Source organism: Streptomyces sp. NPDC001508 (assembly GCF_040298665.1).
In the GTDB taxonomy this organism is placed as follows: Bacteria; Actinomycetota; Actinomycetes; order Streptomycetales; family Streptomycetaceae; genus Streptomyces.
Genome location: NZ_JBEPAP010000027.1, coordinates 97,119 through 109,781, shown reverse-complemented (window position 1 = coordinate 109,781; position 12,663 = coordinate 97,119). Strand labels below are relative to the sequence as shown.

Below are 12,663 nucleotides of genomic sequence, written 5' to 3'. Positions count from 1 at the left end.
GACAACGCGGCGTGGGGGCACCTCCCGGCCGAAGGCTGGGGGAGTGCCGTGCCAGGCGTCGCGGGCCAGACGGGACTTTCGAAACACGCCCTAGCCCCGTCGCGGTCGCCCGCAGCCGGACAGCGCCACCGCCAAGCGGCGGACGCGTGTTCAGGAACTCGGGCCGAACCGGATTCCGCCGTGCACATCACGGCTCTGGACGAGCGAGGTGACCGTTCCGCTGTTGCTGTTGTGCACGGACCCGCCGGGCGCGCCGAGTTCGCGGACGAGGCCGAGGAGTTCGGGCCGCTCGGCGACGGCGGCCAGCAGGAAGGCGGTCCAGTGGGCGGCGACCCGCTCCCGCGCCTCGCCGTCGTCCAGGCCCCGGTCGTCGTCCGGGCCCGGGTCGGACGTCTGCCGGTGCGCGTCGTCGAGCCGACGCTCGATCTCGTCCGCCGGCTCGCCGGTCCGCCCGCTCCACCGGTCCGCGAGCCAGGTGCGCACCCGCTCCCACCCGTCGGTCATGATCGCGGCGACCAGCGCCTGGGCCCCCGGTGCCACGATCGGCGTCAGATCCATCGCAGTGTCCCCCTCCGTCCGCTCGGCGGCTCGACGGTCACCGTCGGCGACGGCTCCCGCCAGTGAGCGTGTCCGCCGTCGGCTGCCGCCAATCGTCCAAGGTGTGCGCCACCGGCCACGGGCGACCCGCGGTCGGCCATGCGGCGTCCGTGATCCTCAGTTCTTGAGCGCGGCCCGCATCATGGCCTTCGCGACCGGCGCGGCCAACCCGTTGCCGCTGACCTCCGAGCGCGCCGCGTCCGACTGCTCGACCATCACCGCGACGGCGACCTGCTTGCCCGAGGAGTCGGACGTGCCGTAGGAGGTGAACCAGGCGTACGGCGTCTTGCTGTTGTTCTCGCCGTGCTGCGCGGTGCCGGTCTTGCCGCCGACGGTGACGCCCGGTATCCGCGCGTTGGTGCCGGTGCCCTGCTCGACCACCGTTTGCATCGCCGACCGGAGTTGCTCGGCGGTCGTGGAGCTGACGATCCGGGTGCCGTCGCCGCCGTCGTCGTAGTTCCGCAGCACATCGCCGCCGCTGTCGGTGATCCGCGACACCATATGGGGAGAGACCAGTACACCGCCGTTGGCTATGGCCGCCGACACCATCGCCATCTGCAGCGGGGTCGCGGTCACATCGAACTGGCCGATGCCCGACAGGGCGGTCTGCGCCTTGTCCATGCCGGACGGGTAGACGCTGGTGTAGGCGCGTACCGGCACGTCCAGCCTGTCGTCGTCGAAGCCGAACTTGTCGGCCATGGCCTTCACCTTGTCCTGGCCGAGGTCGACGGCCATCTTCGCGAAGACGTTGTTGCAGGAGTACCGCAGGGCGGTGCGGATCGAGGCGTTCTCGCAGGGCGCGGAGGCGTTCTCGTTGGCGAGGTCCCGTGTGGTGCCGGGCAGCCGGTACGGGTCCGGGCTGTCGGTCGGTTCGTCCACGTTCGCGTACCGTCCGTCCTCCAGCGCCGCCGCCGCGACGACCAGCTTGAACGTCGAGCCCGGCGGCAGCGGCTGGCGCAGCCCGCGGTTGGTCAGCGGCTTGTCGGGGTCGGCGTTGAGCCGTTTCCAGGCGGACCCGGCGGTGTTGGCGTCGGTGAGCGTGCTCGGGTCGTACGACGGCGTCGACACGACCGCGAGGATCCGGCCGGTCCTGGGGTCGATCGCGACGGCGCCGCCCTTCTTGCCGCCGAGCGCGTCGTACGCCGCCTTCTGCACGTCCGGGTCGATCGTCGTGACCACGTCGCCCGGGTCGGCCCGCTTGCCCGTGACCGTGTCCATGACGGTCCTGAGCCGGGTGTCCGTGCCGTTGAGCAGATCCTGGTAGATGCCCTCCAGCTGGGTGGGCGCATAGCTCTGCGAGGCATAGCCGGTCACCGCGGCGTACAGCGCGCCGTCCTTGTAGGTGCGCTTGTACGCGAGGTCGCCCCCCGACGTGCGCGCCGAGCCGGTGATCGATTCCCCGGCCACGACGATGTTCCCGAGCGGTGCCGCGTACGTCTGGATCGCGTTGCGCCGGTTGTTCTTGTCGTCCGCGAGGGCCTTGCCGTCGTAGAACTGCACCCAGGTCGCCCGCGCCAGCAGGGCGAGCACGAGCAGCAGCGCGAAGACGGACGCCCGCCTGATCGTCTTGTTCATCCCGGTGACAAGGACGAGGCAACGGTGGGAAACGTTCCCGTTGGACCCGTTTTCTCATCGTGCGCTCAGGAAACCCGCCTCGTACGCGGCGATCACCGCCTGGGTGCGGTCGCGGGTCCCCGTCTTCGCCAGGACCGCCGCCACATGTGTCTTCACCGTGGCGGGCCCCACCCGCATCCGGCGCGCGATCTCCGCGTTGGTCAGCCCGTCGGCCAGATGCCGCAGCACCTCGCGTTCGCGGCCCGTGAGCCGGGCCACCCAGGCCGGGGGAGCCGGGTACGCGCGCGCGTGCTCCGCGGCGAGGCTCCGTACGGCAGAGGGGAACAGCAGGCTGTCGCTGCGCGCGACGAGCCGCACCGCCTGGACGAGGGTGTCGGCGTCGGCCCGCTTCAGCAGGAAACCGGCGGCCCCGACGCGCAGCGCGTCGTACACGTACGCGTCGTTCTCGAAGGTGGTCACGACCACGACGCGAGGCGGCGCGTCGAGCGTGGCCAGGATGCGCTCGGTGGCCCGGATCCCGTCCATCTCGGGCATGCGCACGTCCATCAGCACCACGTCGGGCCGCAGCTCCCGCACGACCGACACGGCCTCGGCGCCGGTCGCCGCCTCGCCGACCACCACCAGGTCCGGTTCGGCGGCGAGGATGGCGCGCAGGGCGGTGCGGACCATGCGCTCGTCGTCCGCGACGACGATACGGATCGACGGCGGTACAGGCACAGGCGTTGGCGCAGGCGTTGGTGCAGGCGTCGGCGGCGGTGTCGGCGCAGCTGCGGGCGGCGGTGTCATACGGGTCCCTTCCACGGCAGTAGTACGTGCAGCCGCCACGTCCCGCCGGACGCGCCCGCCCGGCACTCCCCGCCGAGCAGCCGCACCCGGTCGGCGATGCCACGCAGGCCGTGGCCGCCGCCGGAACGGGGGACGCCGGGACGGGACACGCCGGGACGGGAGACGCCGGCGGCGCCCACGGGGTTCTCCACGGTGATCTCCAGCCGTCCGTCGGCGCCGCCGATGCACAGCGCGACCGGTTCCCCCGCCGCATGCCTGAGGGCGTTGCTCAGTCCCTCCTGCACGATCCGGTACGCCTCGCGGGAGACGAGCGGCGGCAGGGCGGCGGGATCGAGGGTGACGGTGGCCGTCACCCGCTGTCCGCCGGCCCGGGTGCGGCGCACCAGCCCGTCGAGGTCGGCCGCGAGGGTGGGCGCGGGCGCCGTGCCGGGCGGGTCGCCGTCCCGCAGCACACCGAGCACGGCGTCGAGTTCGCCGACCGTGCGCCGGGTGGTGTCCTCGATGGCGGCGAGTGCCTCGCGGACGAACTCCGGGTCGGTGTCCAGGACCCGGCGGGCCGCGCCCGCCTGGAGGGTGACCGCGCTCAGCGCGTGCCCGACGGAGTCGTGCAGTTCGCGCGCGAGCCGGTTGCGCACGGCGAGGTCGGCGGCGCGCGCCTCGGCCGCCGCGAGCCGGTCCTCGGGCGTGGGCCCGAGCAGCGCCGGAGCCCACCGGGCGAGCAGCGTGCCGCACCCGGCGGCGCAGCCCGCGAGCCCGAGCAGCAGGGCGACACCGGCGAGCGGGCACAGCGGCAACGCCCAAGGCTCGCCGAGGACTTCGGGCAGCCCGAGCCGCGAGTCGCGCAGCACCGCGGGGACGGGCAGCACGATCAGCACCAATGCCAGCGGCGGCACGGCCAGGGACATCCCCGAGACGATCCCGCCGAACCCGAGGTGCAGCGTGAACCAGGCCGCCGTGCGCCCGCGCGCGGCCGGGGTCCGGGCGGGGCCGTGGTCCAGCGCGTCGGGCGCGAGCCCGCACAGGGCGCGCGCGGCGGCGGCCTCCAGCGGCCGGGCGAGCGGGAACAGCAGCGCGGTGAGCGCGGCGAGCGGCAGCCCGAGGGCGAAGGAGGCCAGTTGCAGCGGCAGTTCGGAGGACACCTGGCGCGAGCCGCTGAGCGGGCCGATGACCACCTCGCCGACGAGGACGTACGGCATGGCGAGCGCGCCGCCCAGGATCAGATGGACCCAGCGGCGGCGCGCGGTACGGCCGAGCACCGACCGGGTGAACTCCCTCACGCCGGTGGCCGCTTCGGGGCCTCGGCGTACCGCTCGGCGCAGAAGTGGGCGCCGAGGGCCGCGACCAGGACGCCGGTGACGAGCTGGCCGGCGTAGGTGAGGTTCATCGGCTGGGTCGGCAGGTCGCCGAGGTCGCCGTTCCCGCCGAGCGGGGCCAGCGCCAGCCAGCCGCCCCAGCAGGCCGCGCCGCCCGAACCGAGCCAGGCCAGGGTCAGCGGCACCGCGACCGGCAGGGTCCGGCCGCGCCGGAAAGCGAGCAGCCAGCCGCCGGTGACGGCGGCGAGCAGAAAGCCGATGGCCACGGCCTCCATCACATAGAAGTCACTGGTGCGGTCCGCGGCACGGCCGGAGCTGAGCCCCGCGGTGCCGCCCAGCACCCACACGAGATGGGTGCCGAGCGGCAGCAGCGCGGCGAGCGCGGCACCCCCGGCGCAGGCCCGCCGCGCCGCCCCCGTGGCCCCGGCCGGCAGGTCGCCCACCCTGCCCCGCCACACCCGGCCCCACCGGTCACGGGCGTACAGCGCGAACAGCGCGCCCAGCGCGAGCCCCTGCATGATGAACCCGGTGTAGACCACCCCGAAGACCCATGCGTCGAGGAAGGGCCGCCGCCCGGGATCCGCGGGCCCGGCGCCACTCCCGGCGAGCGCGTCGGCGACCAGCTGGAGCGGGTAGCCGGCCGTGATCGGCGCGAGCAGTCCGGTGCCGACCCAGACGGGGAACACCGCGGCCCAGGCGGGTGCCGTCCGGGCCCTCGGCCGGGTCAGCAGCACCGCGAGCACGATCACGGCCGCGTCCAGCAGCACACTCAGCGCGTTGGCGACGGCCATCGTGGCGCGATGCTCCAGCAGCGGGCTGCCCTGCGGTATCCCGACCCGGCTGCCCGCGAGCCAGGCGGCCTTCAGCCCGATGTACGGCACACAGGCCACGATCGCGACGGACCGCAGCAGCCGGCGCCGCGGATCGGGCCGGGGCACGGTGGCACGGGACGCGGGTACGGGCGTGGCGGCGGACGCCGGGGGCGGTGTCATGCGTCCACGCTCCCGCGCACACCGGTTCCGGCACCTCCTGCGCCGTACCGATCCGCCTCCGCCGCGCGGGGGAGAGGGCCCTCGTCCGTCACAGCCTGCGCGTGGCCAGCGTCAGCCGGTCGCGGGCGTCGAACAGGGCGTCCTTGACCATCTGTTCGTGGGCCGGGGTCAGCCGGGCCACCGGCACCGAGCAGCTGATCGCGTCGCGGGCGGGCGTGCGGTAGGGGACGGCGACGCCGAAGCAGCGCAGCCCGAGCGTGTTCTCCTCCCGGTCGACGGCGAAGCCCTGCTCCCGGACCCGGTGCAGCTCCTCGATGAGCTTGTCCCGGTCGGTGATGGTGTGTTCGGTCAGGGCGGGCAGCGTCTCCGGGAGCAGCCTGCGCACCTGCTCGTCGGTGTGCGTGGCGAGCAGCGCCTTGCCGAGGGACGTGGAGTGCGCGGGCAGCCGGCGGCCCACCCGGGTGAAGGGGCGCAGATAGTGCTGCGACTGACGGGTGGCCAGATAGACGACGTTCGTGCCGTCAAGACGGGCCAGGTGGATGGTCTCCGTCGTGTCGTCCGACAGGCGGTCAAGCGTGGGGCGGGCCGCGGCCACCACCTCGTCGCCGTCGATGTACGACGTCCCCACGAGCAGTGCCCGCACCCCGATGCCGTAGCGCGTGCCGGTGGCGTCCGTCTCCACCCAGCCCAGCTCCACAAGGGTGCGCAGCAACATGTACAGGCTGGACTTGGGGTACCCGACGGCCTCCTGGACGGACGTGAGGGAGTGCATACCGGGCCGGCCGGCGAAGTACTCGAGCAGTTCAACGGTTCGCACCGCGGACTTGACCTGCGCTCCGCCGCCTGTCTCGCCTGCCGGCATCGCCCTTGACCCCTTCGTCGGACGGGAAATAGTCTCCAACAGCATATTCATCACCTGAGACGGTGTTCAACATATCGAACGACCTGGTGGATGACCCAGATCCTTGTGGAGGGACCCGCGGTGGCAGCAGCACCAGTCTGGAGTGTCGACCCGCGTACCGGGAAGCAGCGTGAACAGGTTGCGGTGGAGGCCACAGCCGAGGAGGTCGACGCCACGGTCCGGGCCGCTCACGCCGCGCGCGGCTCACTGGCCGACCGCGTGGTCCGCGCGGCCTTCCTGCGCTCGGCCGCGGCGGGCCTGGAGGCGGCCCGGGACCGGCTCATCGAGGCCGCCGACGCGGAGACCGCGCTCGGCCCGGTCCGGCTGACCGGCGAACTCGCCCGTACCACCTACCAGTTGCGCGCCTTCGCGAAGCTCGTCGACGAGGGCGCCTTCCTCGACATCATCATCGACCACCCCGACGACACCGCCACCCCGCCCGTGCCGGACCTGCGCCGCATCAAGGTCCCGCTCGGCGTCGTCGCCGTCTACTCGGCGTCCAACTTCCCCTTCGCCTTCTCCGTCGCCGGCGGCGACACCGCGAGCGCGCTGGCCGCGGGCGACCCGGTGGTCGTCAAGGCCCACCCCGACCACCCGGCCCTGTCCGAGCTGGTCGCCGACACGCTGCGGCGCGCCGCCGCCGAGCACGGCATCCCCGCGGGCGCCGTCGGGCTGGTGCACGGCTTCGAGGCGGGCATCGAACTCATCAGGCATCCGCTGATCGCCGCGGCCGGGTTCACCGGTTCCGTGCGCGGCGGCCGTGCCCTGTTCGACGCGGCGGCCGCCCGGCCGGTCCCGATCCCCTTCCACGGCGAGCTGGGCTCCCTGAACCCCGTCGTCGTCACCGAGGCCGCCGCCGCCGAGCGTGCCGAGGCGATCGGCGCGGGACTCGCCGGTTCCATGACCCTCGGCGTAGGCCAGTTCTGCGTGAAGCCGGGCCTGGTGCTCGTGCCGTCGGGCGCGGCCGGCGACCGGCTGGTGAAGTCCCTGACCGACGCGGTCAGCGACACCGAGGCCGGGGTCCTGCTGGACCACCGCATGCGGGACGACTTCGTCGCCGGGGTCGCCGAACGCGCCGGGCTTGACGGCGTGGACTCCCCGGTCACCCCGGGCGCGGGCGGCGACCACACGGTGAGCGCGGGCTTCCTCACGGTGCCGGCCGCGAAGCTGGCCGAAGCGGGCGCGTACGACCTGCTCCTGGAGGAGTGCTTCGGACCGGTGACGGTCGTGGCCCGCTACGAGGACGAGGCGGAGGCCGGCGCCGTGCTGTCCCGTCTGCCCGGCAACCTCAGCGCGACCGTGCAGCTGTCCGCCGAGGAGGCGGCGGGTGCCGGCCGGGGCGCCGAGATCCTGGCCGAGCTGACCCCGCTGGCCGGCCGCGTCCTCGTCAACAGCTGGCCGACGGGCGTCGCGGTGGCGCCCGCCCAGCACCACGGCGGCCCGTACCCGGCGACGACCTCCACCTCGACCTCCGTGGGCGGCACGGCGATCGAGCGCTGGCTGCGGCCGGTCGTCTACCAGAACACCCCCGAGGCCCTGCTCCCGCCGGAACTGCGGGACGACAACCCCCTGGGGCTGCCCCGCCGGTTCAACGGGATCCTGGAGCGCTAGGTGTAGTGACCCGCGAGGTTGGGGACGCGGCTGGCGGGTGGTTGGCCTTTCAGCGCGGTGTGTCCGCGGTGGTGATTGTAGGTGTGCAGCCACTGGGGGAACGCGAGCAGTGCGGCGGCGGGGGTGTGTCCGGTCGTCCGGTGCGGTTTCCCGTGCCCTTCGGGTGCCCGCGGTGTTGTCCCGCCCGCCCGTCGACCTCACCGGTTGTCCGCCGAGGCGGCGGAGGGCGTCGGCCGGGGCGGCGAGTTCCTGGCCGAGCTGACCCCGCCGGCCGGGCGTGTCCAGGTCAACGGTGGGTCGACGTGGACGTAGACGCACACCGGCGGCGAAGGCGGCCCGTACCCGGCGACGACCTGGCCGGACGGGGCGCGGGGAGGGCAGGGCGGGTGACCGCGTGGTTTCCCGTGCCCCTGGGGTGACCGCGGCCGGCCGCCTGCGAGAATCGGCCGATGGACGTGGAGCTTCCCGAACTGCCCTTCCCGCTGCGTACGTACGGACCCGACGGCCACTGGTCCTACGAGGACGGCGTGCTCACCGGGTGGGCCGGTCCCCGGCAGGACCGCTTCGTGCCGCCGACCGGGGAGGCCCTGGACCCGGCCTCCGACGCGCCCCGGCTGCTCGGGGCGCCGGAGGGCGACTTCCAGCTGATCGCCCGGGTCACCGTGGGCTTCCGGGCCGCCTTCGACGCCGGTGTGCTCTACGTCCACGTCGGCGACCGGGCCTGGGCCAAGCTCTGCCTGGAGTACTCCCCGGACCTGCCCACCGTCTGCACGGTGGTCACCCGGGGCCACTCCGACGACGCCAACTCCTTCACCGTGGACGGCAGTTCCATCTGGCTGCGGATCAGCCGCACCGGCCGCGCCTTCGCCTTCCACGCCTCCCGCGACGGCGCCCGCTGGACCTTCGTACGGCTGTTCACCCTGGACGGCGAGAAGGAGACGGGCGCCGCCCTGGTCGGCTTCCTGACCCAGTCGCCGATGGGCGAGGGATGCGTCGTGACCTACGACCACATCGAGTTCAGGCCCGCCTGGCCGAGCGACCTGAGGGACGGCAGCTGAGCGCACGGGCCCGCCCGCGTAGCCCCCACTCGCCCGCACCATCCGCGCCCGCCCGCGCCGCCCCACTCGCCCGCACCGTCCGCGCCGTCCCACTCGCCCGCACCGTCCGCGCCCGTCCGCGCCGCCCCACTCGCCCGCGCCCGGTCCGGCGGGCTGTGGCCCCGACCGCAGAACCGGGGAATGAAACAGACTGCTTGAAGGTTCAGCCACAGCGTGGGGACCGCCCCCGCGCCGCCGGGACCTGGAGAGAGCCGAGAACATGCGCGTCGAGATCTGGAGCGACATCGCCTGCCCTTGAACCACGGGAACCATAGGTTACCGCGAACCCCTGACCAGGGGCTATGACCAGGCAGCACGAAGCCCCGCCCATGCGCCATGGGGGCAGCGCACGAACGGGGCCAGAGGGGTAGCTCAGGCGGCTGACCGGACCGGTACCGGGTTGTCCGGGGAATCGAGCCAGACCCGTTCCCCGTCAGCGTCCATGGTCAGCCCGAAGCGGTCGAAGCCGGGACGCCCCTGCTTTTCCCACCAGAGGTAGGCCGTTTCCACTTCGTCCCAGAGCCGCCGGGGGCCGGACTGGTAGACCTCAAATTCCTCACGGTCCTTCTCGTAGTCCGCCGTAGCCCACGACGTTACGGCCGTGTCCCGGAGCCACAGCGTGTAAGAACCATCGTCGTATGTCTCCGCCCATGGGAACGCGCCGGGCACCTGCACGCCGATGGCGAACATGACCGGCCAATCACCCACGGATTCAGGGGAAATGGCGGTCACGCTCCGGGTCCCGTCCGCTGGCCACTTCTGACCACCAAGGTATTCCCTCACGTGCGTTCGCTTGACTCGCTGATCCCGAAGCCGCATGAACGCCGAAGAGCCGATGAACCAGCCGGATGCCGTCCCGTCCCCTGACACGACCAGCCGCGCCACGGCTTCCCCGCCGTAAGTCGGTCCCCATGGGGCAACGATGATCCCGCCCGGCTTCGTCTGCTCAATCCATTGCCGGGGAACGCTGCCGATAGAGGCCGTGGCAATCAGCCGGTCGTACGGGGCACCTTCGGCGTATCCGTCAGCCCCGTCCCCGATGATGGAAACGGGGTCGTATCCGGCGTCATTCAGACGCTTACGGGCTTCACGCGCGCTGGCCCCGTCCACCTCAACCGTGTAGACGTTCTCTGCGCCGAGTCGGTGAGACAACAGGGCGGCATTCCAGCCGGTACCGGTCCCGATTTCCAAGACCCGCTCACCACCCTCAACGCTCAGCGCATCGAGCATCGAAAAGACCATGGTGGGCATGGAATTGGAACTAGACGGGATCTTCCCCTTCTCGGGACCGGTGAACGTACCGTCATCCCATTGCGTGGTGATCGGCGCGTCCCGGTAAACGGCCTCCCACCACGTGTCAGGGTCCTCACTGCGGATCACGCGGTCATCCTGCCGGTTCATTCCAGCGCGACCGGGCCAGATCACGTCAGGCACGAACAGGTGCCGGGGCACGGCATTGAACGCTGGCAGCCAATCGCTCTTAAGCGCTCCCTTTTCCAAGAGCGCGGAGGCGAGCCCGTCAGGACCCGCCCCCTTCTCGCTGTGTTCGCTCACTTGCCGTCCGCCGGGCCCTGACCGTCGTTGGTGTTGCCGCCTTCGTCGGAGCCGCCCCCGCCGTGCTTGTTCCCGCTGTCGCTGTCGTCCTGCCCGCCATCGGCCATGGTCAGCCACCAGGAACGCATTTGCCTACCTCCGTGAATCGGCTTCCTATCCCGCCTATGCGCGATAGGTCTTGCAGGTGCATTCCCCAGCGCTAGGCCGGGGCAACCGGTACGCCTTACGCCGTTCTCAGCGTGCCGGAGTCTTGTTGCGCGGGTCTTTCGGATGGCCGTAGATCACGTGACTGTGCATGGCGATCACAACCAGCCGAGACACCACGGGACTTCCCGTAACGATTGCCGCTGTCAGACCTTCCCGCAGTCTCGCGCACACGGGGCACGTTTCAGGGTCCGCCCTGTCAGTGCGCGGGGTTCTGAGGTCTCCACCGAAAAAGATCAGCGGCGGCTCAATCACTCGTCACCCTCCCCCTTATCTCGGCAACATGCCAGCGAGCAAGGAGGGGATTTCGGGCCGGGCAGGTAGACCACGCCTGAGCGAATATCCAGAGCCCCGCCGTACTCCGTCCACCAGCCGTCAGGAGAGTCCGCATACGGCCCTGTGGGGTCATCTACGAGACTGACCAACTCCGGGGCCGGTAATGGGCTCAGGCGGGCTCTCACGCGCCGTACGGGGGCAGTCATCGGGGGCACTCCACATGCCGGTAGTGAACGGCAGGACCGGCCGAAGTTCTGTCGTGCGCGATTCGGCGGACCGGGGCAAGGGATTTGATCGGCTTCTTGCAGTTCGCGCACGTCGAACCGGCCGGGGCGTAGGTCGTGTATTCCGCCTGCCGCGCGTCCGTGTCCGTCATCGTCTGACTCGCCATGATCGCTGCCCCTTCGGTCCGGTCGAGAAAAGATCATCCCTCCGGGTACGGGTCCCAACTAGCGGCCCCCTGTAGGCCAACTGTCGGCCACAATGGACACATGGGCAGCAGCATCGGGGCCAACATCAGACGGCTACGCGAAGAGCGCGGCTGGAGTCAGGCACGACTAGCGCGTGAGGTCTGCCGGGCAGCGCAAGTGACCGGCGAACCAGTCGGGCGGCAAGAGATCAGCCGTTGGGAGACTGGCAAGCGCACCCCCCGCGAATGGCTGCCGTTCCTAGCTGCCGCTCTAGGCGTCCCCCTGGAAGCGCTCAGGGAGCCCCAGAAGCCCGCTGAGCCCCCTTTGCCGACCCTGGCTGACTTCCTGCCCGAAGAGGACCCGCTAGAGCCCCTGAGTGGCCGTACAGGGCGGCGAATCGGAATGGGCACGGTGGACGAACTACAACAGCGGGTGCATGGGCTCAGGCTGGCTGACGACGTTCTAGCCGGGGGTGACCTAATCCGCCCGGCACTTCGAGACCTTCGGCGCGCGGTGAAGCTCTACCGAGAGAACACCTACACCAGCGAAGTAGGGCGGCAACTCCTCAGACAAATTGGGGAGTTGGCACAGATTGCCGGATGGATTGCCAGCGATGCCGGACAGTACGAAGAGGCAGAGAGCATTTACCGGCTCGGAATCAGCGCCGCACGGCAGGCGGAAGACCTCACCCTTGCTGGAAATCTCGCGGGATCACTGGCCTACCAGATGAGCAACACAGGGCGGGAAGCCGAAGGGCTCACGCTGGCTCAGACTGCGTTCCGAGACTCTGAGGCCGAAGCGCCCCCGAAAGCCCGCGCGCTGTATCTGGACCGTGTGGCGTGGGCTCACACGAAAGCCGGGGGAACAGAGAACGGGCAACAGGCAATGCGGGCGCTGGGGGAGGCCGGGCAGGCGCTCAGCGAAGACAGCGAAGGCACGGAATCGCCTGCCTACCTGTATTGGGTCGACGCTGGGGAACTCCGAGTCATGGAATCCCGGGTCTACACAGAGCTTCACCGCCCATTGCGCGCTGTGCCGTTGCTCCGGGATGTCCTCAGCGAGTATGACGCCACGCATACCCGGGAAATGGCCCTGTACCTGTCTTGGCTTGCCGTGGCGCTGGCGGACGCCAACGAACCAGAAGAGGCGGCAGCCGTAACCGAACGGGTCATTTCCCTGGGATCTGACACACCGTCAGAAAGGGTGGCTGAGCGGGTGCGGGTAATCCTCAGCCGGTTGCAGGAGTACGCGGACGTTCCGGAAGTCGCTGCCATATTGGCTGAGCACCAGGCAGCCTAGAACGCACAAAGCCCCGTACCGGCCACCAGGAAAGGCAGCGGGTACGGG

11 protein-coding genes and 1 pseudogene are annotated in these 12,663 nt (G+C 71.3%); 3 read left to right on the top strand and 9 right to left on the bottom strand.

Annotated elements, in window-relative coordinates:
- Positions 1-150: 150 nt before the first annotated feature.
- From ABT245_RS24040 to ABT245_RS24015, 6 genes are all read right to left on the bottom strand, one after another.
- Complete coding sequence (locus ABT245_RS24040; RefSeq protein WP_351736784.1) at positions 151-558, bottom strand: hypothetical protein; 408 nt, start codon at positions 556-558, stop codon at positions 151-153.
- Positions 559-714: 156 nt separating this feature from the next.
- On the bottom strand, positions 715-2,172 hold the full coding sequence (locus ABT245_RS24035) for a peptidoglycan D,D-transpeptidase FtsI family protein (protein ID WP_351736782.1): 1,458 nt from the start codon (positions 2,170-2,172) through the stop codon (positions 715-717).
- 54 nt (positions 2,173-2,226) lie between these two features.
- Positions 2,227-2,958, bottom strand: a complete 732-nt coding sequence (locus ABT245_RS24030; RefSeq protein WP_502982175.1) for a response regulator transcription factor — start codon at positions 2,956-2,958, stop codon at positions 2,227-2,229.
- Positions 2,955-4,235, bottom strand: coding sequence for a sensor histidine kinase (locus tag ABT245_RS24025; protein WP_351736778.1), 1,281 nt, complete (start codon positions 4,233-4,235; stop codon positions 2,955-2,957). Before ABT245_RS24025 ends, ABT245_RS24030 begins: the two co-directional genes overlap by 4 nt.
- Positions 4,232-5,263, bottom strand: coding sequence for a hypothetical protein (locus ABT245_RS24020; RefSeq protein ID WP_351736776.1), 1,032 nt, complete (start codon positions 5,261-5,263; stop codon positions 4,232-4,234). Before ABT245_RS24020 ends, ABT245_RS24025 begins: the two co-directional genes overlap by 4 nt.
- An 88-nt stretch (positions 5,264-5,351) precedes the next feature.
- Positions 5,352-6,125, bottom strand: a complete 774-nt coding sequence (locus ABT245_RS24015; RefSeq protein ID WP_351736774.1) for an IclR family transcriptional regulator — start codon at positions 6,123-6,125, stop codon at positions 5,352-5,354.
- 120 nt (positions 6,126-6,245) lie between these two features.
- On the opposite strand from ABT245_RS24015, the gene ABT245_RS24010 reads away from it, so the two are divergent.
- Positions 6,246-7,775, top strand: coding sequence for an aldehyde dehydrogenase (NADP(+)) (locus ABT245_RS24010; protein WP_351736796.1), 1,530 nt, complete (start codon positions 6,246-6,248; stop codon positions 7,773-7,775).
- Here the strand turns inward: ABT245_RS24010 and ABT245_RS46160 are convergent.
- Positions 7,772-7,954: pseudogene (locus ABT245_RS46160) on the bottom strand (IS481 family transposase); the annotation flags it as partial. The gene ABT245_RS24010 and the pseudogene ABT245_RS46160 sit on opposite strands and share 4 nt — an antisense overlap.
- Positions 7,955-8,224: 270 nt before the next feature.
- Here ABT245_RS46160 and ABT245_RS24000 point away from each other — a divergent pair.
- Positions 8,225-8,833 carry a DUF1349 domain-containing protein gene (locus tag ABT245_RS24000; RefSeq protein ID WP_351736772.1) on the top strand — a complete coding sequence of 203 codons (609 nt, stop codon included), beginning with the start codon at positions 8,225-8,227 and terminating at the stop codon, positions 8,831-8,833.
- Between the two features lie 411 nt (positions 8,834-9,244).
- On the opposite strand, the gene ABT245_RS23995 is transcribed toward ABT245_RS24000, so the two are convergent.
- Both ABT245_RS23995 and ABT245_RS23990 read right to left on the bottom strand, forming a co-directional pair.
- Entirely contained in the window at positions 9,245-10,426 is a 1,182-nt protein-coding gene (locus ABT245_RS23995) for a methyltransferase domain-containing protein (RefSeq protein WP_351736770.1), read from the bottom strand.
- On the bottom strand, positions 10,423-10,554 hold the full coding sequence (locus tag ABT245_RS23990) for a hypothetical protein (RefSeq protein WP_351736768.1): 132 nt from the start codon (positions 10,552-10,554) through the stop codon (positions 10,423-10,425). Before ABT245_RS23990 ends, ABT245_RS23995 begins: the two co-directional genes overlap by 4 nt.
- A gap of 843 nt (positions 10,555-11,397) precedes the next feature.
- On the opposite strand from ABT245_RS23990, the gene ABT245_RS23985 reads away from it, so the two are divergent.
- Positions 11,398-12,615 (top strand): helix-turn-helix transcriptional regulator, encoded by a 1,218-nt coding sequence (locus ABT245_RS23985; protein WP_351736766.1) that lies wholly within the window; start codon positions 11,398-11,400, stop codon positions 12,613-12,615.
- Positions 12,616-12,663: the final 48 nt, after the last annotated feature.